This is a genomic window from Mycolicibacterium flavescens (genome assembly GCF_001722335.1).
Taxonomy (GTDB): Bacteria; Actinomycetota; Actinomycetes; order Mycobacteriales; family Mycobacteriaceae; genus Mycobacterium; species Mycobacterium flavescens.
Genome location: NZ_MIHA01000020.1, coordinates 42,769 through 64,173, shown reverse-complemented (window position 1 = coordinate 64,173; position 21,405 = coordinate 42,769). Strand labels below are relative to the sequence as shown.

General features: G+C 69.8%; 19 protein-coding genes. 4 read left to right on the top strand and 15 right to left on the bottom strand.

Annotated features, from left to right (window positions below; all coding sequences use genetic code 11):
- Positions 1–35: 35 nt before the first annotated feature.
- From aroA to BHQ18_RS22845, 3 genes are all read left to right on the top strand, one after another.
- A complete protein-coding gene (gene aroA, locus BHQ18_RS22855; protein WP_234794276.1) occupies positions 36–1,355 on the top strand; it encodes a 3-phosphoshikimate 1-carboxyvinyltransferase in 1,320 nt (439 codons plus the stop codon).
- Entirely contained in the window at positions 1,352–2,341 is a 990-nt protein-coding gene (gene rsgA, locus BHQ18_RS22850; RefSeq protein WP_069415933.1) for a ribosome small subunit-dependent GTPase A, read from the top strand. Before aroA ends, rsgA begins: the two co-directional genes overlap by 4 nt.
- 107 nt (positions 2,342–2,448) lie before the next feature.
- Positions 2,449–3,105 (top strand): class I SAM-dependent methyltransferase, encoded by a 657-nt coding sequence (locus tag BHQ18_RS22845; RefSeq protein WP_069415932.1) that lies wholly within the window; start codon positions 2,449–2,451, stop codon positions 3,103–3,105.
- A gap of 49 nt (positions 3,106–3,154) precedes the next feature.
- Here the strand turns inward: BHQ18_RS22845 and BHQ18_RS22840 are convergent, their stop codons facing one another.
- The 5 genes from BHQ18_RS22840 to BHQ18_RS22820 form a co-directional block, all read right to left on the bottom strand.
- On the bottom strand, positions 3,155–4,381 hold the full coding sequence (locus tag BHQ18_RS22840) for a fatty acid desaturase family protein (RefSeq protein WP_069415931.1): 1,227 nt from the start codon (positions 4,379–4,381) through the stop codon (positions 3,155–3,157).
- Between the two features lie 68 nt (positions 4,382–4,449).
- Positions 4,450–5,586 carry a ferredoxin reductase gene (locus BHQ18_RS22835; protein ID WP_069415930.1) on the bottom strand — a complete coding sequence of 379 codons (1,137 nt, stop codon included), beginning with the start codon at positions 5,584–5,586 and terminating at the stop codon, positions 4,450–4,452.
- A 115-nt stretch (positions 5,587–5,701) separates the two neighbouring features.
- On the bottom strand, positions 5,702–6,199 hold the full coding sequence (locus tag BHQ18_RS22830) for a DUF6912 family protein (RefSeq protein WP_069415929.1): 498 nt from the start codon (positions 6,197–6,199) through the stop codon (positions 5,702–5,704).
- A 9-nt stretch (positions 6,200–6,208) separates the two neighbouring features.
- The gene (locus BHQ18_RS22825; RefSeq protein ID WP_069415928.1) at positions 6,209–7,945 is read right to left on the bottom strand and encodes a BCCT family transporter; all 1,737 of its coding nucleotides are present in this window, start codon (positions 7,943–7,945) and stop codon (positions 6,209–6,211) included.
- A 61-nt stretch (positions 7,946–8,006) separates the two neighbouring features.
- On the bottom strand, positions 8,007–9,416 hold the full coding sequence (locus BHQ18_RS22820; RefSeq protein WP_069415927.1) for a WS/DGAT/MGAT family O-acyltransferase: 1,410 nt from the start codon (positions 9,414–9,416) through the stop codon (positions 8,007–8,009).
- 190 nt (positions 9,417–9,606) lie between these two features.
- Between BHQ18_RS22820 and BHQ18_RS22815 the strand changes: the two genes are divergently transcribed.
- The gene (locus BHQ18_RS22815; protein ID WP_069415926.1) at positions 9,607–10,131 is read left to right on the top strand and encodes an Rv3235 family protein; all 525 of its coding nucleotides are present in this window, start codon (positions 9,607–9,609) and stop codon (positions 10,129–10,131) included.
- Positions 10,132–10,142: 11 nt separating this feature from the next.
- Here the strand turns inward: BHQ18_RS22815 and secA are convergent, their stop codons facing one another.
- From secA to BHQ18_RS22765, 10 genes are all read right to left on the bottom strand, one after another.
- Positions 10,143–12,968: a preprotein translocase subunit SecA gene (gene secA, locus BHQ18_RS22810; RefSeq protein ID WP_069415925.1), complete on the bottom strand. Its 2,826-nt coding sequence runs from the start codon at positions 12,966–12,968 to the stop codon at positions 10,143–10,145.
- Between the two features lie 158 nt (positions 12,969–13,126).
- Positions 13,127–13,792 (bottom strand): ribosome hibernation-promoting factor, HPF/YfiA family, encoded by a 666-nt coding sequence (gene hpf / locus BHQ18_RS22805; protein WP_069415924.1) that lies wholly within the window; start codon positions 13,790–13,792, stop codon positions 13,127–13,129.
- 287 nt (positions 13,793–14,079) lie between these two features.
- The gene (locus BHQ18_RS22800) at positions 14,080–14,709 is read right to left on the bottom strand and encodes a ComF family protein (protein WP_069415923.1); all 630 of its coding nucleotides are present in this window, start codon (positions 14,707–14,709) and stop codon (positions 14,080–14,082) included.
- Between the two features lie 55 nt (positions 14,710–14,764).
- Positions 14,765–15,148, bottom strand: coding sequence for a Rieske (2Fe-2S) protein (locus BHQ18_RS22795; protein WP_069415922.1), 384 nt, complete (start codon positions 15,146–15,148; stop codon positions 14,765–14,767).
- 14 nt (positions 15,149–15,162) lie between these two features.
- Positions 15,163–15,732 (bottom strand): DUF6529 family protein, encoded by a 570-nt coding sequence (locus BHQ18_RS22790; RefSeq protein ID WP_109789384.1) that lies wholly within the window; start codon positions 15,730–15,732, stop codon positions 15,163–15,165.
- Positions 15,725–16,384, bottom strand: a complete 660-nt coding sequence (locus tag BHQ18_RS22785) for a hypothetical protein (RefSeq protein WP_069415921.1) — start codon at positions 16,382–16,384, stop codon at positions 15,725–15,727. The genes BHQ18_RS22790 and BHQ18_RS22785 overlap by 8 nt, the downstream gene beginning before the upstream one ends.
- 163 nt (positions 16,385–16,547) lie before the next feature.
- Positions 16,548–18,308: an MtrAB system accessory lipoprotein LpqB gene (gene lpqB / locus BHQ18_RS22780; protein WP_069415920.1), complete on the bottom strand. Its 1,761-nt coding sequence runs from the start codon at positions 18,306–18,308 to the stop codon at positions 16,548–16,550.
- Positions 18,305–19,963 carry an MtrAB system histidine kinase MtrB gene (gene mtrB / locus BHQ18_RS22775; protein ID WP_069415919.1) on the bottom strand — a complete coding sequence of 553 codons (1,659 nt, stop codon included), beginning with the start codon at positions 19,961–19,963 and terminating at the stop codon, positions 18,305–18,307. Before mtrB ends, lpqB begins: the two co-directional genes overlap by 4 nt.
- Before the next feature lie 31 nt (positions 19,964–19,994).
- Positions 19,995–20,681 (bottom strand): two-component system response regulator MtrA, encoded by a 687-nt coding sequence (mtrA, locus tag BHQ18_RS22770; RefSeq protein WP_069415918.1) that lies wholly within the window; start codon positions 20,679–20,681, stop codon positions 19,995–19,997.
- Positions 20,682–20,750: 69 nt separating this feature from the next.
- The gene (locus tag BHQ18_RS22765) at positions 20,751–21,383 is read right to left on the bottom strand and encodes a dTMP kinase (protein WP_069415917.1); all 633 of its coding nucleotides are present in this window, start codon (positions 21,381–21,383) and stop codon (positions 20,751–20,753) included.
- Between the last annotated feature and the right edge of the window lie 22 nt (positions 21,384–21,405).

Here is a 21,405-nt window from a genome sequence, read left to right as displayed (position 1 = left end):
GTGGCACGCATCGCCGACAGGGGAAGATGGGAGCTGTGAACAACACCGAACCCGCAGAACCGGCGGCCTGGCCTGCACCGACGATCGCCAACCCCGTGCACGCCACGATCACCGTCCCGGGTTCGAAGTCGCAGACCAACCGGGCCTTGGTGCTGGCGGCGCTGGCCACCGCGCAGGGGCCGTCGACCGTCACGGGTGCGCTGCGCAGTCGCGACACCGACCTGATGATCGGCGCGCTGCAGGAACTCGGGGTCAGTGTCGACGGTGCGGCCGACCACCTGAGCATCGGCGGCGCGGTCGACCCGCGCGACGGCGCACGCATCGACTGCGGGCTGGCGGGCACGGTGTTGCGGTTCGTGCCGCCGGTCGCGGCGCTGGGCACCGCGACGATCACTTTCGACGGTGACGAGCAGGCCCGCGTCCGCCCGATCTCGCCGCTGCTCGACGCGCTGCGCGGGCTCGGGGTCGACATCGACGGCGACGGGCTGCCGTTCGCGGTGCGCGGCGCCGGGTCGGTCGCCGGCGGGACCGTCGAGATCGACGCGTCGGCGTCCTCACAGTTCGTGTCGGGACTGTTGTTGTCGGGAGCCAGTTTTCGCGACGGGCTGACCGTCGTGCACACCGGCGAAGCGGTGCCGTCGGCGCCACATGTGTCGATGACGGTGGCGATGCTGCGCGACGCGGGCGTCGACGTCGACGACACCGAGGCCAACCGGTGGCGGGTGGCGCCCGGACCCGTCGCCGCGCGGGAATGGGTGATCGAGCCCGATCTGTCGAACGCGGTGCCGTTCCTGGCCGCGGCGGTGGTCAGCGGCGGGACCGTGCGCCTGGCGGGCTGGCCGCAGGCGAGCACCCAGCCGACCGAAACCATCGTCGCGATCCTGAAGAAGCTCGGCGCCACTGTGCGGCACGGGGATTCGTACCTCGAGGTGTGCGGCGCGCACGAGTACGACGGTATCGACGTGGACCTGCGCGATGTCGGCGAGTTGGCCCCCGCGGTGGCGGCGCTGGCCGCGCTGGCCTCCCCCGGCGCGGTTTCGCGCCTGTCGGGCATCGCGCACCTTCGCGGGCACGAAACCGATCGGTTGGCGGCGCTGTCGGCGGAGATCAACGGTCTCGGCGGGCAGTGTGAGGAGACCGCCGACGGCCTGGTCATCACCGCCCGGCAGTTGCGCGGCGGGCTGTGGCACTCCTACGCCGACCACCGGATGGCCACCGCGGGCGCCATTGTGGGACTGAAGGTTCCGGGCGTGACGGTGCAGGACATCGAGACGACCGGCAAGACCATCCCCGACTTCCCGGCCCTGTGGGCCGACATGCTCGCCGGCCAGACGACGGAGGTCGGCACCGCTTGAGCCGGCGCGAGTACGACGAGTCCGACGTCCGGGTACGCCCGGGTCGTGGCTCGCGGCCGCGGACCAAGACCCGCCCCGACCACGCCGATGCGCAGGAAGCCATGGTGGTCACGGTCGACCGGGGGCGGTGGGGATGCGCGCTCGGCGGTGACCCGGACCGGCGGGTGACCGCGATGCGGGCGCGCGAGTTGGGCCGCACGCCCATCGTGGTGGGTGACGAGGTCGGGATCGTCGGTGACCTGTCCGGGCGGCCGGACACGCTGGCCCGCATCGTGCGCCGCGGTGATCGGCGAACGGTGTTGCGCCGCACCGCCGATGACACCGACCCCAGCGAGCGCGTCGTCGTCGCGAACGCCGACCAGCTGCTGATGGTGGTGGCGCTGGCCGACCCGCCGCCGCGCACCGGCCTGGTGGAGCGCGCGCTGATCGCGGCCTACGCGGGCGGACTGCAACCCATTCTCTGCCTGACCAAGACCGACCTGGCGCCCGCGGAGCCGTTCGCCGCGCAGTTCGCCGACCTGGACCTGACCGTCACGACCGCCGGCCGTGACGATCCGCTCGACACGGTCGCGCCGCTGCTGACCGACCGGGTCACGGTGCTGCTGGGCCACTCCGGGGTCGGCAAGTCGACGCTGGTGAATCGGCTTGTGCCCGAGGCGGATCGAGCGACCGGCGCGGTCACCGACATCGGCAGGGGTCGGCACACGTCGACGCAGTCGGTGGCGCTGCCGTTGGCGTCGGGCGGCTGGGTGGTCGACACGCCGGGCATCCGGTCGTTCGGGTTGGCCCACATCGAACCCGACGACGTGTTGTTGGCGTTCTCGGATCTGGCCGAGGCCATCAAGGACTGTCCGCGCGGTTGCGGGCACATGGGTCCGCCCGCCGACCCGGAGTGCGCGCTGGACACTTTGACCGGGCCGGCCGTCGAGCGGGTCGCCGCCGCCCGCAGGCTGCTGGCCGCCCTGCACGAGTCGACAGCCTGGTAACCCCTCACCTCTTTGGGGCGAGCGTGCGCGTTTGCACCCGACACGCCGCGCAACTTCGACACTTTGCGCACGCTCAAACCCGAACGAGCGTGCGTAGACTGCCGCCAGTGAGCGAACCGCACTACGAGCGGCGCACCCGAGAGGGTTACGACGTGACCGCCGCCGGCTATGCCGAACGGTTCCACGACCACCTCCGCGACAAGCCCCTCGACCGCGCGGTGCTGTCGGGGTTCGCCGGGCTGATCCGGCCCGACGGGCTCGTCGTCGACCTCGGCTGCGGCACCGGGGCGACGTCACGCATCCTCGCCGATTACGGCGTGGACGTCGTCGGAATCGACCTCTCCCCGAACATGATTGCCGAGGCGCGCCGATTGAACCCGGACCTCGAGTACCGCGTCGGGTCGATGATGCGCACCGACCTGCCCGATGGCCACGCCGACGGTGTCTGCGCGTGGTATTCGACAATCCATATCCCTGATGATCAGCTGCCGCAGGTCTTTTCGGAGTTCCACCGGATACTTCGACCCGGCGGCCATGCGCTGCTGGCCTTCCAGGTCGGCGATCAGCCGAAAGTGCTCACCGAGGCGTTCAGCGAAGAGGTGGACCTGACGTTCCACCGCCGCCGCCCGGAGGCGGTCGAGCGGCTGCTCGCCGACGCGGGCCTCCGGCCGTACGCGCGCCTGGTGCGCGACGCCGACGACGACGGCCTCGAGTCGACGCAGCAGGCCTACCTCATCGCGTCGCGAGCGTGCGCAGAGCGCTGATTTTCCGCGGCGTGTCGTGCGCAGACACGCACGCTCGCGCAGAAAATGCTCAGGCCGCCAGACGCTTCTGGCGCCGCCGCGCCCGCGCCGCCGTGATCGCCGACTTGAGGCCGCGGCGCTGGCTGGGCTCGAGTTCGGCGAACATCCGCTCGCTGCGGGTCTCGGGGGCGTCGTCGGCGGTGTCGCGCAGGTACTTGTCCGGCAGCGACAGCTTGGCGATCGTGCGCCACGTCTTGCCGTACTGCACCAGGAACGAACCCGTCGTGTACGGCAGGTCGTACTTGTCGCACACCTGGCGCACCCGGACCGAGATCTCGTGCAGCCGGTTGCTCGGCAGGTCCGGATACAGGTGGTGCTCGATCTGATGGCACAGGTTGCCGCTCATGAACCGCAACACCGGGCCGCCCTCGAAGTTGGCACTGCCCAGCATCTGACGCAGGTACCACTGGCCCTTGGACTCGCCGACCATGTCGGTCTTGGTGAATTTCTCTGCGCCGTCAGGGAAGTGGCCGCAGAAGATCACCGCGTTCGACCAGACATTGCGGATCACGTTGGCGACCGCGTTGGCCGTCAACGTCGAACGGAACGTCGCACCCGGGGACAGTGACGTCAGTGCCGGATAGGCGACGTAGTCCTTGACCACCTGGGCGCCCGCCTTGGCGGCGAACTCCCGTGCGCGGACCTTGCTTTCGTCGCGGTTGTCCCGGCCCTTGAAGATCTTGCCGAGCTCGACGTGCTGCAGTCCGACGCCCCATTCGAAGCCGAGCGCGAGAATCGTGTTGTACAGCAGGTTTCCGAGGTTGAACGGCTTCCACTTCGCATCGCGGGTGACGCGCAGCAGGCCGTAGCCCACGTCGTCGTCCATGCCCAGGATGTTGGTGTACTTGTGATGCATGAAGTTGTGGGTGAACCGCCAGTGCTTGCTCGACCCGCTCATGTCCCACTCCCACGTGGAGGAGTGGATCTCGGGATCGTTCATCCAGTCCCACTGGCCGTGCATGACGTTGTGGCCGATCTCCATGTTCTCGATGATCTTGGCCACGCCGAGCGTGACGGTGCCTGCCCACCAGGCGGAGCGACGCGAGCTCGCGGCCAGCATCAGCCGACCTGCCACCTCCAGCGCGCGCTGGCCGGCGATGGTGCGACGGATGTAGCGCGCGTCGCGTTCGCCGCGGGAGTCTTCGATGTCCTGCCGGATCGCATCCAACTCCACGGCCAGACCCTCGATGTCCGACTCAGTCAGATGGGCGAACTCCGGAACGTCAGTGATTGCCATGGTCGAGCCTCCTCTCGCTCCGTACGCTACCGTAACCTACGTACCCGTAGGTTACTGGCGAGTAAACCTCACACATCGAGTACACAATCGCCCGCTGCCGCCGACACGCACGTCTGCACGCGGCTGCCGGGTTCGTGCTCGACACCGGTGCGCAGGTCGCGCACGTGGCCGTCGAGCAGACCCACCACACACGACTGGCAGATGCCCATCCGGCACCCGAACGGCATCCGGATCCCGGCCTGCTCCCCGGCGTCCATCAGCGGCGTCGCGGCGTCCACCTGTGCGGTCTTGCCGCTGCGCGCGAACTCCACGGTGCCGCCGGCGCCCTGCACGGCCGCCTTGGTGACCGCGAACCGCTCGAGGTGCAGGTTCTCGGGAACGCCGTGCTCCGACCACGCCCGCGAGGCGGTGTCGAGCATGCCCTCGGGGCCGCAGGCCCAGGTCTGGCGCTCACGCCAGTCGGGGACCTCGTCGGCCAACCGGTCGAGCGACAGCCGGCCCTCGGTGCGGGTGGCCCGGATCCGCAGCCGGTACCCGGGGTGCGCATCGGCCAGCTCGGCGAGTTCACCGGCGAACATCACATCGGATTCGGTTGGTGCGGAATGCAAGTGGACGATGTCGGTGATCTGGTCGCGACGCGCCAGGGTGCGCAGCATCGACATCACCGGGGTGATCCCGGACCCGCCGGTCAAAAACAGCACCTTGGCCGGCGCGGGGTCGGGCATCGTGAAGTTGCCCTGCGGCGCGGCCAGCCGCACGATCGTCCCGGGGGCCAGGCCGTCGACCAGGTGCGTCGACAGGAAGCCCTCGGGCATCGCCTTGACGGTGATCGCGATCGTGCGGGTGGTGCGCGACGGCGCGGAGGTCAGTGAGTACGACCGCCAGCGGAACCGCCCGTCGATCTGCACACCGATCCCGATGTACTGCCCGGGCTGGTAGTCGAACGTGAAACCCCAGCCGGGCTTGATGACGAGCGTCGCGGAGTCGACGGTCTCGCGACGCACCTCCAGCACCCGGCCGCGCAGTTCGCGCGCCGACCACAGCGGGTTCGCCAGCTTGAGGTAATCGTCGGGCAGCAGCGGTGTGGTGATCCGCTGTGCGAGGGAACGCAGCGCGTGCCAGCCCGGATGTCTGTCGGCTCCGGCGACCGACGGCCGCACGGTATCGACGACATTGGCCGAAACCTTCACGTGATTCTTGGCCATGGCAACCTACGGTACCGTAACTTACGCTCCCGTATCCACCCGAACGGCGAGCAGACGCGGACTCGCACCCGGACGGCCGCGATTACGCGATTCTGTGTCTGCTCACCGCAGGACGTCAGAGCAGCTCGAGAAGGAACGCCAGTTCCTGCGGCGCATACCAGGCCAGGTCGTGGTCCTGGGCGTCGCCGACGACGAACTCGGCGTCCTCGTCACCCAGATCGGCGTCGTCGACCGCATCGACGGCGGCCAGCACCGCCGACTCGGCCTCAGCGTTGTCGACGTAGGCCGCGATCACCGCATCGAACCCGACCGGCCCGGTCAGCCGCACCACCGCGTCGTCGAGATCGGGTCGCGGGGCGGCGTCCTCGACGTCGGCCACCAGCACCGCCCGCCGCGGCGGCAGCTCACCGACGCCCTGCCCGCCCAGCAGCCGCAGCGACGCCAGCGCCGCCTCGCGCAGCGCGACCTCGGCAAGCTCGTCGTCGTCACCCTCGGCGTAGGACTCGCGCAGGGCCGGGGTGACCGCGAACGCGGTGCCGCTACGGGCGTGCAGCGCCCCGTCGGCGACGAGCTGCTGCAGCATGGCCAGGGTCGCCGGTATGTAGACGCGCACCAGGCGAGGTTAGCCGTCGGCGGCCGGGTCCTTCTCCACCGAGATGATGAAGTCGTCGCCGTGTTCGGTGACGCCGTGGATGACCGCGCTGTCGACGGCCTCCTCGGCGTACCTCTTGCGCACCATCATCGGGTCGCGGCGCAGATCCCGCACCAGCGCCACCGCCAGGCCCACCATCACCAGCACGAACGGCAGCGCCGCGATGATCGTGATCGACTGCAGACCGGTCAGCGCGTCCTCCCCGCCGACCAGCAGCATCACCGCCGCGACGGCGCCGGTGGCCACACCCCAGAAGATCACCGTGCCGCGACTGGGTTTGATGGTGCCGCGCTCGGACAGCGAGCCCATCACCACCGACGCCGCGTCGGCGCCGGAGACGAAGAAGATCGCCACCAGCAGCATCACCAGCACGCTGGCGATCGTCGCGATCGGGTACTGGTCGAGCAGCCCGAACAACTGGGCCTCGATGCTGCCCTCCCCGGCCAGGTCCACACCCTCCTGCTGTTCGCGGATCGCCGAACCGCCGAACACCGCGAACCACACCAGCGACACCAGGCTGGGCACCAGCAGCACACCGGCGACGAACTGGCGGATGGTGCGCCCGCGCGAGATCCGCGCGATGAACATCCCGACGAACGGCGTCCACGACACCCACCACGCCCAGTAGAAGATCGTCCACGACTGCAGCCACTCGTTGACCGCAGCGCCCTCGGCGCCGGTCCACGCCGACATCGTCGGCAGGTCGGCCAGGTAGCTGCCCAGCGAGGTCGGCAGCAGGTTGAGGATGAAAACCGTTGGCCCGACCACGAATACGAACACCGCGAGCAGCAACGCCAACACCATGTTGATGTTCGACAGCCACTGGATGCCGCGCGCGACGCCCGATACCGCCGAAAGGACGAACGCGCAGGTGAGCACCGCGATGGTCACGACCAGGATGGTGTTGCCGGTCTCCCCGATGCCGGCGACGATCTGAAGGCCGCTGCGAATCTGCAAGGCGCCCAAGCCAAGTGAGGCTGCCGAACCGAACAGGGTGGCGAAGATCGCCAGCATGTCGATGATCTTGCCCCCGCGGCCGTTCGCGCGCTCCCCCAGCAGCGGCTCGAACGCCGCGCTGATCAGCTGCAGCCGGCCCTTGCGGTACACGCCGTAGCTGATCGCCAGGCCCACCACCGCGTAGATCGCCCACGGGTGCAACGTCCAGTGGAACAGCGTGGTGGCCATCGCGTTCTGCACCGCGTTCGGGTTGCCCTCCGGCCCGGTGCCCGGCGGCGGAGTCACGAAATGCGACAGCGGTTCGGCCACCCCGAAGAACATCAGCCCGATGCCCATACCGGCGCTGAACATCATCGCGACCCAGGACACGCTGTTGAATTCGGGTTCCTCGTCGTCGCGGCCCAGCGGAATCGCGCCGTAGCGGCTGATCGCCAGCCACAGCACGAACACCACGAAACCCGACGCGGCCAGCACGAACAACCAGCCCGTGTTGTCCATCACCCAGGTCAGCGCGTTGCCCGACGCGGTGGCCAGCGACGCGGTGCTGACGAAACCCCACGTCAAAAAGCACAGCGCGATGACCGCGGTGACCCCGAAGACGACCCAGTCGATGCCGCGGGATCGCAGCGCGTCCGGTTCGACCGGCTGGTCGAGCACGGGGTGTGGCACCACCTCGCTCGACGGCGACTTCAGTGCGCGTTCAGCAGTGCTGGATTTCTGGCGCTTCTCGTTCTCTGGGGTCACGGTCATGGTGTGCCAATTCGACCCCTTTACAGCTGGACAGTCAATCCGGCAAACCCTGGGCGCGGGTTCACTGCGCGGCTTCGAGCAGTTCCTCCATCGACTCGCGCAGCAAATCGGGCAACACGTCGACATCGCTCATCGCGTCGCGGTCGGCGTTGATGCCGTAGTAGACCATGCCGTTGTAGGAGGTCACGCCGATCGCCAGCACCTGGTTGTGCAGCAGCGGCGGCACCGCGTAGGTCTCGAGCAGCTTGGTGCCCGCGATGTACATCTGGTGCTGCGCGCCCGGCACGTTGGTCAGCAGCAGGTTGAACTGCCGCGCCGAGAACGTCGTCGCGACCCGGATGCCCATCGCGTGCAGGGTCGGCGGGGCAAACCCCGACAGCGTGACGATGGTGCGGGCGTCGACCAGGCTGGCCGCGGTGGACGCCGACTCGGTGGCGTAGGCGATCTGCGACAGACGCACCACCGCATTGCCCTCCCCGACCGGCAGGTCGACCAGGAACGGCGACACCTCGCTGATGGCCTGACCGGGCCCGGTCGCGTCGAGTTCGGCGTCGGGGTACACCGACATCGGCGCCATCGCCCGCACCTTGGTCGACGTGGTGACCGGTTCGCCGCGCGACATCAGCCAGTTGCGCAGGGCGCCGGCCACCACGGCCAGCACCACGTCGTTGACGTCGCAGTCGTAGCGGGCGCGCACCGCGCGGTAGTCCTCGAGCCGCCCGCCGGAGACGGTGAACCGGCGGTTGCGCGAGACCGTGGTGTTCAGCGGGCTGCTGGGGGCGGTGCCGCGCGCGACGGTGCGCGCCATGTTGACGAACCGGCGGCCCACGTCGACGAGTTGGCCGGCGTTGGTGGCGACGTCGACGACGGCCTCGCGCACCGCGCCGAGTTGTTCGGCCGGGCGCATGATCCACTCGCCGACCGCGCCGAGCAGCAGCTGGCGGTCGCCGGGCTCGCGCAGCGGGATCCAGATGTCCTCGCCGAACTCCGGGGGTTTCTGGGTCCGGTCGGCGATGACGTGGCCGATCTCCAGCGCGGTCATGCCGTTGACCAGCGCCTGGTGCGACTTGGTGTAGATGGCCAGCCGGTTCTTGGCCAGGCCCTCGATCAGGTACATCTCCCACAGCGGGCGGGACTTGTCCAGCGGCCGGGAACCCAGCCGCGCGATCAGCTCGTGCAGTTGCGCGTCGCTGCCCGGCGAGGGCAGCGCCGAGCGCCGGATGTGGTAGGTGATGTCGAAGTCGGGGTCGTCGACCCACACCGGCCGCGCCAGCCCCAGCGTCACTTCGCGCACCTTCTGCCGGTACCGCGGAATCTGCGGCAGCCGCTGCTCGACGGTGGCGAGCAGGGTTTCGTAGCTCAGCCCGCTGCGCGGTTTCCGCAGAATCGACAGGCTGCCCACATACATCGGCGTCGACGTGTTCTCCAGGTGATAGAACGACGCGTCAGCCGCCGACAACCTGGTGACCATCGCGGTGCCGCTCCTCCCCTGTCGATCGCGGTTCCGCCGCGCACGTCGCAGACTCCGCCACGCTAGCCGCCGAACCCTGGGTGGCGCATCGCGGGTGCGCAGAACCCCCTGGCAACCGTGCGATCATGAAGAGGTCTGTGACTCTCCGGCAGACGCGTCCCGTCACGCCGACCCGCTGGAGAGCCCACCTGTGACCGCTTCCCGGATCCACCCGTCCGCCCCGCCCGCCGAGACCCCGGCGCTCGTCGCCCCGGTCGTCGACTTCGAGCCGCCGCCGGTCGGGGTGGCCGCCTGTCCCCCGCCCCGTTCGGCCGCGTTGCGGCGCCGCAGCCCGACCGCCGGGCGAGGTCCGCGTCAGGAGCACCTGAGACGAGCCGCAGCGCCCGAGCCGGCCGCCCGGGCCGCGACGGTGTTCGCCGACGCGGCGCTGCGCCGGGTGCTGGAGGTGATCGACCGCCGCCGACCGACCGCGCAGCTGCGTCCGCTGCTGACACCGGCGCTGATCGAGACCGTGCTGGCGCTGACCCGGTTCCCGCAGTCCTCGGCGGCCACCCTGCGGCGGATCCGGGTGCGCATGGTCGACGACGACGGCGACTTCACCCGGGCCGCCGAGGTTTTCGGCACCTACAGCCGCGGCCCGCGGGTCCGCGCCGTCGCCGCCCGCGTCGCGTTCGACGGTCAGCGCTGGCGCATCGTCGCGCTGCAGATCGGGTGAACTCGCGGCGCTCAGCGCCTGCGCATGGCCTTCGCGTCGCGGGCCTGCTGGCGCGCGGCCTCGCGGCGCTCCTTGCGCGTGGTGCCCGGCGCCGCATGACGCGGGCCACCGCCACCGCCGTTGGAGCGCTGCACCTGCGCCGAACCGTCCTCCGACGGGCCGGTGTAGGTCAGCGGCCGCGACTCGTCATCGTCGATTCCCTTGGCGCGCAGCGGAGCCGGGCGTTCCTTGGTCGCCACCGCACCCTGTTCGCTCTGCGCCTGAGCGGCGGCGTTCTTCGCGAACTCGGCCAGACCCGAGGGCGTCGCCACCGGGGCCACCGCGGGTTGCGGTGCGGGTTCGACCGCGACGTTGAACAGGAACCCGACCGACTCCTCCTTGAGGCCTTCGAGCATGCCGATGAACATGTCGTAGCCCTCGCGCTGGTACTCGACGAGCGGGTCGCGCTGGGCCATCGCGCGCAGACCGATGCCCTCCTTGAGGTAGTCCATCTCGTAGAGGTGCTCGCGCCACTTACGGTCGAGCACGTTGAGCAGCACGTTGCGTTCGAGCTGGCGCATCGCGCCCTCGCCGGCGATCTCCTCGATCTGCTTCTCCCGCTCGGCGTACGCGCGGTCGGCGTCGGCGATCAACGCCTCCAGCAGTTCCTCGCGGGTCAGCTCGCCGGGCTCGCCGACCGCGTCGGAGTCGAGCAGGTCGTGGTGGTCGATGCCGACCGGGTAGAGCTGCTTGAGCGCGGTCCACAGCTGCTCGAGGTCCCAGTCCTCGGAGTAGCCCTCGGCGGTGGCCCCGTCCACGTAGGCGGTGATCACGTCGACGAGCATGTTGCGCGCCTGATCGGCGAGGTTCTCGCCCTCCAGGATGCGCCGCCGCTCCTCGTAGATGACCATGCGCTGCTTGTTCATCACCTCGTCGTACTTGAGGACGTTCTTGCGGACCTCGAAGTTCTGCTGCTCGACCTGGGTCTGCGCGCTCTTGATCGCGCGGGTCACCATCTTGGCCTCGATCGGCACGTCGTCGGGCAGGTTCAGCCGGGTCAGCAGCGCCTCGAGCGTCGCGCCGTTGAACCGCCGCATCAACTCGTCGCCGAGGGACAGGTAGAACCGCGACTCGCCGGGGTCGCCCTGGCGGCCGGAGCGGCCGCGCAGCTGGTTGTCGATGCGGCGCGATTCGTGGCGTTCGGTGCCCAGCACGTACAGGCCGCCGACGGCGATCACGTCCTCGGCCTCACCGGCGGCCTCCGCCTTGACCTGCGGCAGCACCTCGTGCCAGGCCTTCTCGTACTCGTCGGGCGTCTCGACCGGGTCGAGGCCCTGGTCGCGCAGCCGCTTGTCGACCAGGAAGTCGACGTTGCCGCCGAGCACGATGTCGGTGCCGCGGCCGGCCATGTTGGTGGCGACGGTGATCGCGCCGAGCCGGCCCGCCTCGGCGATGATGTTCGCCTCCTGCTCGTGGTACTTGGCGTTGAGCACGTTGTGCGGGATGCGGCGTTTCTGGAACTGGCGCGACAGGTACTCGGAGCGCTCGACGCTGGTGGTGCCGATCAGCACCGGCTGCCCCTTCTCGTAGCGCTCGGCGACGTCGTCGACCACGGCCATGTACTTGGCCTCTTCGGTCTTGTAGATCAGGTCGGACTGGTCGGCGCGGATCATCGGCATGTTGGTCGGGATGCTGACCACGCCGAGCTTGTAGATCTCGTGCAGCTCGGCGGCCTCGGTCTGGGCCGTACCGGTCATGCCGGCGAGCTTGTCGTAGAGCCGGAAGTAGTTCTGCAGCGTGATCGTGGCCAGCGTCTGGTTCTCGGCCTTGATCTCGACGCGCTCCTTGGCCTCGATGGCCTGGTGCATGCCCTCGTTGTAGCGGCGGCCGACCAGCACGCGGCCGGTGAACTCGTCGACGATCAGCACCTCGCCGTCGCGGACGATGTAGTCCTTGTCGCGCTGGAACAGCTCCTTGGCCTTGATCGCGTTGTTCAGGTAGCTGACCAGCGGCGAGTTCGCGGCCTCGTAGAGGTTGTCGATGCCGAGCTGGTCCTCGACGAACTCCACGCCGATCTCGTGCACGCCGATGGTGCGCTTGCGCAGGTCGACCTCGTAGTGGACGTCCTTCTCCATCAGCGGGGCCAGCCGCGCGAACTCGGTGTACCAGTTCGAGGCGCCGTCGGCGGGACCCGAGATGATCAGCGGGGTGCGGGCCTCGTCGATGAGGATCGAGTCGACCTCGTCGACGATGGCGTAGTTGTGGCCGCGCTGCACCAGGTCGGCCAGCGAGTGCGCCATGTTGTCGCGCAGGTAGTCGAACCCGAACTCGTTGTTGGTGCCGTAGGTGATGTCGGCGCCGTAGGCCGCGCGGCGCTCGTCGGGGGTCAGACCCGACAGGATGACCCCGACCGACAGGCCGAGGAAGCGGTGCACGCGGCCCATCTGCTCGGCGTCGCGCTTGGCCAGGTAGTCGTTGACCGTGATGATGTGCACACCATTGCCGGACAGCGCGTTGAGGTAGGCGGGCAGCACCGCGGTCAGGGTCTTGCCCTCACCGGTCTTCATCTCGGCGACGTTGCCGAAGTGCAGCGCCGCACCGCCCATGATCTGCACGTGGAAGTGCTTCTGGTTGCGCACCCGCCAGGACGCCTCGCGGGCGACGGCGAACGCCTCGGGCAGCACGTCGTCGAGGCTTTCCCCGCCTTCGATGCGCTTTTTGAACTCGTCGGTCTTGGCTCGCAGTTCGGCGTCGGTCAGCTTCTCGATGTCGCCGGCCAGTGAATCCACGTAGTCGGCCACCCCGTGCAGGCGCTTGACCATGCGCCCTTCACCGAGACGCAGCAACTTTTGCAGCACGCTATTTCCCCTATGGGTTGGAAGTCTTCAGCTGAACCCATGGTAGGTGACATGGCTGAAAGCTCCGCCATGCTCCGGAAACGGGGAGTCGTGCGGTGAAGACGAAACCGACCCGGCTCGGGCGAGCCGGATCGGTTTCATGGGACAGGTCTTGCGGGTCAGGCCAGCCGGATGAGCCCGTAGTCGTAGGCGTGCCTGCGGTAGACGACGGTGGGCCGGTCGGTCTCCTTGTCGTGGAACAGGAAGAAGTCGTGACCGACCAGTTCCATCTGCGACAGCGCGTCGTCGACGGTCATCGGGGTGGCCGGGTGCTCCTTGACGCGCACGATGCGGCCCGGTGCGTAGTCGTCGACCGCCTCGTGTTCGGAGGGGGCGGTGTCCTTGAGCTCGTCGAGCGGGGCGGCCGCGATCGCGGTGGCCTCTGCGACCGACAGCGGGGTCTTGTCCCCGTAGTGGATCTTGCGGCGGTCCTTGGCGCGGCGCAGCCGGTTCTCCAATTTGCTGACCGCGGACTCGAAGGCGGCGTAGAAGCTGTCGGCGCAGGCCTCGCCGCGCACCACGGGGCCGCGGCCCCGCGCGGTGATCTCCACGTGCTGACAGTTCTTGCGTTGGCGTCGGTTGCGCTCGTGGTCGAGCTCGACGCCGAACAGGTAGATGGTGCGGTCGAATCGTTCCAGGCGTGACAGTTTCTCTGCGACGTAGATGCGGAAGTGGTCGGGGATCTCGACGTTGCGGCCGGTGACCGCGACCTCGGCGCGCGGCCGGGATTCGGGTGCTTCGTCCTCGATCACCATGGTGCGGGAGTCCAGGGATTGGCTTGACATGCTTGGCAACTCGTTTCTTTGGGCGTCCGCACGCGTCAGCGTGCCCGGGTTGTCGTGGAAGACGCACCGACGTGGCATGCATGTCTCGCCGCTCGCCGGTGCAAGGTGTCGACTACTCACCTCCTACCGCTTGCGGGCGATGTCGGCGCTTCGTGTGAGCGCCGGCCGTGAGTGATTCACGGGTGTTGAAGCCGACGGTAGCCCCGTTCACCCGGTCGTGCCACTAATTCGCCCACCCGTTTTCTGTTCTTCACACAGGTTTGATAGGGGGGTGACCGACGCGCAGGTCAGGCGTTCGCCACAACGAGCACGGCCGCCACGCGTGTCCCACCTGTTTGCAGCACGCGCACCGACTCCGCGGCGGTGGCGCCGGTGGTGACGATGTCGTCGACGACGAGCACCTCGCCGGCCACCGCGCGCACCGCCTTGACGCGTCCGGCGATGTTGCGTTGCCGGTCGGCGGTCGACAGGCCGACGGAGTCGGCGGCCAAGGCGCGGGTGCGCAGCGCCGCGGCGACGGTGACGCCCGGCAGGTCGGCGCACGCGGCGCGGGCCATCCGGGTCACCGGGTCTCCGCCGCGGCGGCGCGCCGACCACGCCCGTGTCGGGGCGGGCACCACGGTCAGCGGCGTGTCGAGCAGCCCCCAGGTCAGCAGCCGCGTCAGCCCGGCCCGCAACGCGTCGGCCAGTACCGGGATCAGGTCGGCGCGGCCGTGCTCCTTGACCGCGACGACGGCGCGGCGCCGCGGCCCGGCGTAGCGGCCCAGCGAGAACACCGGCACCCCCGGGTCGAGTCGCGGTGCGGCGAGGTGCGGTTCGTCGGCCCGCACGGCCAGTGCCGCCGCGCAGTCACCGCACCACCGCGTCGAGGGTGCGCCGCAGCCGCCGCACTGCAGCGGCAGGACCAGGTCGAGCATGGCGCCAGTGTCGCGGGACCGTCCGACACGCGGCGCCGGTTCGGGCCGGTCGTGATCAGCCGCGGATGATCGAATCGCCCTGCACCGTCACGGCTTCCGTCTGCAGCGGTCGGCTGGCCGGCCCCTGGGCGACCGAGCCGTCGAGGTTGAACCTGCTGCCGTGGCACGGGCACACGATGGCGCCGTCGGCGACCCTGTTGACCGCGCACCCGGCGTGGGTGCATGTCGTCGAGAAGGCCAGGAACTGACCGGCCGAGGGCTGGGTGAGGACCAGGTCGTCGACGATCACCCCGGCGCCGACCGGGACCTCGGACGTCTTGGTCAGCACGTTGGCCGGCGCGCCCGGTGCCGGGGTGTCGGGCTTCCTGCCGTAGGCGCTGCACGCGGTCAGCGTGGCCGCCGCGAGACCGGTGCCGATGAGGAACTGCTTGCGTCGCATGGCGATCCTGTCGGTCAGAGGGTGATGCCGGAGGTCTGGAAGAACCACAGCGCCGAGGTCAGCCAGACGTACACCAGCCCGAAGAACAGCAGTCCCCCGGCGATCGGCATGACCCATGCTCGCAGTCCGCGCCGCGTCAGCAGGATCATCTTGGTGACGAAGACGCCGTAGAAGAAACACCCGAACAGCGAGTGGAAGAGCACCCGGTTGTCGGTGTCGGCGAAGCCGAGCGCGTACAGGCAGTGCACCGCGACGGGCACGCTGGCCAGGACGGCCAGCCGGCCCGACCACACGTGCGCCACGCCGATCCAGCCCGGCACCCGCCCCGGGGTCAGCCGGTACATCATGAACGCCGAGGTCATCTGGAACAGCGCCAGCGTCATCGCCAGCGTCGCCAGCCACGACTTGACCGCGGTGCCGCTGGAGAACCCGGCGAGGTTGATCGAGAAGAACTGCGGCTCATGGACTTTGCCGAACACCCCGAGAGCGACGGCGACCAGCGCGCCGATCGCCACCGCGGACAGCGCGGCGGTGTCCGCGGCTGTCCCGGCCCTCAGGCGTTCGGTGGTCGCAACCTCAGGCATCGGTGCCGGCGCCGATCCGGACCGCGCTGACGGTGCGCCCGCCGATCACCGACGTGCCGTCGGTGGACAGTTCGGGCGCGGGTTTGGTCGAGCCGTCGACGGCCTTGAGTACACCGGTCACCGCGCCCGCCGAATCGACGATCCAGCTGCTGCGCACGCCGGCCTCCTCGTAGACGTACGTTCCCGCGGGTAACTGCGCGACCGGCGCGGCGAAGTCCCAGCTCTTCTTCCCGATCCACAGGGTGCCGACGACGGTGTCGCCGACCAGGCGTCCGTCGAGGCGGCCGGTCTTGTCCCTGCTGGCCAGCCTGACGGCGCCGTTGGCCGCGCTGCCGCGCATCCACGACTCGACGGCCTTGCCGTCGCACGCGTACGCGACGGCCTGCTGACCGTCGACCGAGACGTTGAGCGTGATGGTGCCTGCGGCGGTCGGGATCTTGCCGATGTAGTCCGCCTTGGCCGGAAACGCCGGTGCGGGCGGCGGTTTCACGGTGGTGGTGGTCGGCGCGGAACGCTCGGCGACGCGGGCCGGCGCGGGGCGCTCGGCGATGCGGACCGGCGCGGACTCATCGTTGACCACGTTGACGAACCACATTCCGGTCCCCACCGCGGCGGCGGCGAACAACGTGACGAGTGGACCGCGGATCTTCATGTTCGACTCCTGCTTCGGCGGGCGCCTCGGTGGCACCCGGTCCTCAGCACTACGAGCCAGACCCGCGATCCGTTCACGCCACCTCATGCGCCGAGTTCTGCGCGAGGGTCGCGATCCGCGAAGTTTCACGACCCTGGCGTAGAAATCTCGGGCAGCCCCGAACTCAGCCGGGCAGTACCGGTTCGGCGCGCGGCACCATCAGCGGGCGCACCTCGGCCCAGGCCGGATCGTCCTCGGCCGCCGAACCGGAGAGCTGCAGCACGCCGCGGGCGTCGGCGACGTACACCGTCGACGGGTTGGCGGCCACCGTGGTGACCGGCATCAGCAGGTTGCGGCTCGGACCGTCGGAGTTGACGCCGTCGAGGTTGACGTAGGAGACCGGGTGCTGCGGATCGGTGCGGCTGACCACGATGTCGTCGCCGGTGCGCCACGACAGCGACACGACGGTGTTGCCGAGGCCGTAGCCCAGCCGCCGCGGATAGGTCAGCGCGAACCCGCCGGCGGGGGTCTGCTCGACGCCGGCCAGGATCACCTGCCCGTCGATGACCATCGCCGCGCGGGTGCCGTCGCGCGAGAGCTGCAGTTCGGTGATCACGCCGGGGAACCGGCTCGACACCGGCGTCAGGTCGACCGGGATGCGCGCGGGCTGCCCCGACGCGTCCTGGATGACCCGCAGCACGTTGTTCCCGTCGACCACCACCCACACCGCGTGGTCCAGCGACCAGCTGGGCCGCGACAGGTTCCGCGCGTCGAGCACCTGCGACGCGTCACCGCCCAGCGGTCCGATCCACAGCGACGACGCCGTGTCCGGCGCGCCCGGCCGCAGCGTCACGATCGACGCCACCTCCTGGCCGCTGCGCGACACCGCCGCCGCGGTCTGGTCCGGCATCTGCCCGAACGCCCCGGGCACCCGCGGGGTGCGTTGCCCGTCGAGCGCGACCAGCGTCCCGCCCACCAGCGCGTGCAACCCGGCGGCCGCACCGGAGGCCGCACCCGGGTCGGTGGCCGCCACGTTGGTGGTCTCCCAGCCGTCGACGAACCGGTCGTCGAGGGCGGTGCCGTCGGCGTTGATCACGTAGGGGCCGTTGACTCCGGCCCGATTCAGGGTCCAGATGAGCTGCGCGGCAAGCAGTTGCCTGCTGTGCGGGTCGGTGGTCGACAGGTTGTCCAGGTCGATGCGGGCGCCGCCGTAGCCGCGGCCGACGCCCATCTTGCCGCCGTCGGCGCGCGTCACCGGCCCGCGCAGTTTCAGCGGCGGGCCGAGCAGGTTGCGCACCGTGTTGACCATCTCCGGGCGCGGCCCGGCGATCAGCTTGCTGACCAGTTCGGTGGCCAACTGGTCGGGGTCGGACACCGCGACGTACCGCGGGTCGGGCACCACGGTGCTGCCGGTCGGGTCGACGAAGTACAGGGTGTGGCGCTTGTAGGTGGCCTGGAACTGCTGCCAGTCCAGGAACACCCCGTTGGGCAGCTTGTCGATGCGCCACCCGCCCGAGGTCTTGACCAGTTCGATCGGGCCGGGGTCGGGCAGCGCGCCCTCCCCCGTCTCGAACACCCCCATGTCCGACAGCGACCCCAGGATGTCGGCGCGCATGGTCACCGAAACCCGTTCGGGGCTGCGGGTTTCGACGAACACCACGTTGTCGATCAACAACGCGCTACCGGCGTCGTCCCACGTGCTGGACGCCGATTCGGTCAGGAACTGTCGGGCGGCCAGGTGCCGGTTCGCGGGATCGGCTGTCGCCTTGAGGAATTCGCGCAGCAGCACGTCGGGGTCCATCCCCGGCGTCGGCTTGGGCAGGCTGGGCGGCGCAGGCCGGTCTACGGTGCCGATGGCTTGGGGCGCCGACGAACTCGGCACGCCGGCGCACCCGGTGAGCACACACATCAGCAGCGCAAGCACTACCGACACCAGGCGTTTCACACGCTCTCCTGCGCGTGTTCGCGGTCACGCGCCGGCCGCGGCGGGTCCTCGGGCTCAACGGGTTTCATCGGCAGCGGGCTGGTAGTCACCTTGTGCCCGCGCACCAGCGGCAGCGTCAGCCGGAAGCAGGCGCCGTTACCGGGTTCGCCCCACGCCTCGAGCCGGCCCTGATGCAGCCGGGCGTCCTCGATGCTGATCGCCAGGCCCAGCCCGGTCCCGCCGGAGCGCCGCACCCGCGAGGGGTCCGAGCGCCAGAACCGGCTGAACACCAGCTTCTCCTCGCCGGGGCGCAGGCCCACCCCGTAGTCACGGACAGTGACGGCGACGGTGTCCTCGTCGGCGGCCATCCGGATGCGGACCGGTTTGTGCTCGGCGTGGTCGATGGCGTTGGCGATCAGGTTGCGCAGGATGCGCTCCACGCGTCGTGGATCGACCTCGGCGATGACCTCACCGTCGGGCATCTCCTCGATCAGCTCGATGTCGGCGTCGGCGGCGAGGTGGCCGACGTTCTCCAGCGCGCTCTTGACCGTCGACCGCAGGTCCACCGACTCCACCGACAGTTCGGCGACACCGGCGTCGTGGCGGGAGATCTCGAGCAGGTCGTTGAGCAGCGTCTCGAACCGGTCGAGTTCGTTGACCATCAGTTCGGTGGACCGGCGCAGCGCCGGGTCCGGGTCCTCAGCCGAGTCGTGGATGTGGTCGTAGATCAGGTCGGCGGCCATGCGCACGGTCGTCAGCGGGGTGCGCAGTTCGTGGCTGACGTCGGAGGTGAACCGGCGCTGCAGGTTGCCGAACTCCTCGAGTTGGGTGATCTGGCGGTGCAGGCTCTCGGCCATGTCGTTGAACGACACCGCCAGCCGCGCCATGTCGTCCTCGCCGCGCACCGGCATCCGCTCGGTGAGGTGGCCTTCGGCGAACCGTTCGGCGATCCGCGACGCCGAGCGCACCGGCAGCACGATCTGGCGGGCGACCAGCAGCGCGATCGCGGCGAGCAGGCCCAGCAACACGACCCCGCCGGTGGCCATCGTGCCGCGCACCAGCGCGATCGTCGACTCCTCGTTGTTGAGCGGGAAGATCAGGTACAGCTCGAGGTTGGTCACCGACGACGACGTCGGGCTGCCGACGATCAGCGCGGGCCCGGAGAAGCTGTCGGTGTGCACGGTCGCGTACTGGTAGCTGACCTGCCCGGCCTTGACGAACTCGCGCAGCGCGTCGGGCACCTGCTGGACCGGCCCGGCCGCGGTCGCCGCGCGGGGTCCGTCGCCGGGCACCACCAGCACCGCGTCGAATGTGCCGGCCAGCCCGGGCCCGGCGTCGGCGGTGCGGTCGATCAGCGTGTTACGCGCCAGCTGCAGGCTGCTGTCCAGCGACCGGGTCTCCTCGCCGCCGACGATCCCGCTGACCGTGGTGCGGGCCCGGTCGATCTCCTCGGTGGCCGCGCGCACCTTCACCTCGAGGATGCGGTCGGTGATCTGGCTGGTCAGCACGAAGCCGAGCACCAGGATGACGGCCAGCGACAGGCCCAGTGTCAGCGAGACGACCCGCAGTTGCAGCGAGCGCCGCCAGGCCAGGCTCAACGCTCGGCCGAGCGCACCCAGACCGCGCACCAGCGGCGCCGAACGCCGGTGGATGCGCCGTCGGGAGCTGAAGATCACGGCGACCGCCGGACGGTGGAACCGTCAAAGATCACGGAGGTCCGGCCTTGTATCCCACTCCTCGAACGGTCAACACCACCTGCGGGTTCTCCGGGTCCTTCTCGACCTTGGCCCGCAACCGTTGCACATGCACGTTCACCAAACGGGTGTCCGCGGGGTGCCGGTACCCCCACACCTGTTCGAGCAGCACATCACGAGTAAACACCTGCCGCGGTTTCCGTGCCAGCGCCACCAGCAGGTCGAACTCCAGCGGTGTCAGCGAAATCTGTTCGCCCTGCCGGGTGACCTTGTGGGCGGGCACGTCGATGTCGACGTCACCGATCGACAGCAGCTCGGCCGGCTCGTCCTCGTTGCGCCGCAGCCGCGCGCGCACGCGCGCCACGAGTTCCTTGGGTTTGAACGGCTTCATCACGTAGTCGTCGGCCCCGGACTCCAGGCCCAGCACGACGTCGACGGTGTCGGTCTTGGCCGTCAGCATGACGATCGGCACACCGGAGTCGGCGCGCAGCACGCGGCATACGTCGATGCCGTTCATGCCCGGCAGCATCAGGTCGAGCAGCACCAGGTCGGGCCGCAGTTCGCGCACCGCGGTGAGCGCCTGGGTGCCGTCACCGATGACGGCGGTGTCGAAACCCTCCCCGCGAAGCACGATGGTGAGCATCTCGGCCAGCGACGGGTCGTCGTCGACAACCAGAATCCTTTGCCTCATGGTGTCCATGGTGTCACCGAACCGCGATAAAACCCGGCTACCACACGGCGCGTTTCGCGTGTTGACCGGCGAACCGGCTCAACCGGCGGTCAGTTCGGCGGCCAGCGCCGCGGGATCGACGTCGGGTCCGGCGACGGTCCAGCGCCCGCACCAGTCGGCGGCGGCCAGCGCGGCGTACACCTCGGAGGTGCGCTGCTGCAGCCCGCCGTCGCGTTCGTAGGCGTCGCGGGCGCGGTCGGCTTCGGTGCTGGCCCGGTGTTCGGCGCGCCGGGCGGCCAGCGCGGTCGGCACCGCGAGCAGCACCTGGGCGTCGGGTGCGGGCAGCGCGAACCGCTCGTATTCGAGGGTGCGGACCCAGTCGACGACCTCACCGTCGGCGCCCTGGTGCAGCCGCGCGGCGCTGTAGGCCGCGTTGGAGGCGACGTAGCGGTCGAGGATGACGACGTCGTAGTCGTCGCGCAGGCGCTCGATCTCGGCTTTGGCGCCTGCGCGGTCCAGGGCGAACAGCACTGCCATCGCGTACACCGAATCGGCCAGGTCGCCGTGCGCGCCGTGCAGCGCCTCGGCGGCCAGGTCGGCCTCGGCGGAGCGGCCGTAGCGCGGGAACGCCAGGCTGGTGACCGACCGGCCCGCGGCCTCGAACGCAGCGGCCAGCCCGTTGGTCAAAGTGCGCTTGCCCGCGCCGTCGACGCCCTCGATCACCATCAGCACGGCTGTGACACTAGCGAGCCGG

Coding starts and splice junctions, on each gene's coding strand:
- BHQ18_RS22840 (WP_069415931.1), bottom strand. CDS start 4,381: ATGGCAATCACTGACGTTCCGGAGTTCGCCCATCTGACTGAGTCGGAC.
- BHQ18_RS22835 (WP_069415930.1), bottom strand. CDS start 5,586: ATGGCCAAGAATCACGTGAAGGTTTCGGCCAATGTCGTCGATACCGTG.
- BHQ18_RS22825 (WP_069415928.1), bottom strand. CDS start 7,945: ATGACCGTGACCCCAGAGAACGAGAAGCGCCAGAAATCCAGCACTGCT.
- BHQ18_RS22820 (WP_069415927.1), bottom strand. CDS start 9,416: ATGGTCACCAGGTTGTCGGCGGCTGACGCGTCGTTCTATCACCTGGAG.
- hpf (WP_069415924.1), bottom strand. CDS start 13,792: ATGTCAAGCCAATCCCTGGACTCCCGCACCATGGTGATCGAGGACGAA.
- BHQ18_RS22800 (WP_069415923.1), bottom strand. CDS start 14,709: ATGCTCGACCTGGTCCTGCCGCTGCAGTGCGGCGGCTGCGGCGCACCC.
- BHQ18_RS22795 (WP_069415922.1), bottom strand. CDS start 15,148: ATGCGACGCAAGCAGTTCCTCATCGGCACCGGTCTCGCGGCGGCCACG.
- BHQ18_RS22790 (WP_109789384.1), bottom strand. CDS start 15,732: ATGCCTGAGGTTGCGACCACCGAACGCCTGAGGGCCGGGACAGCCGCG.
- BHQ18_RS22785 (WP_069415921.1), bottom strand. CDS start 16,384: ATGAAGATCCGCGGTCCACTCGTCACGTTGTTCGCCGCCGCCGCGGTG.
- mtrA (WP_069415918.1), bottom strand. CDS start 20,681: ATGGACACCATGAGGCAAAGGATTCTGGTTGTCGACGACGACCCGTCG.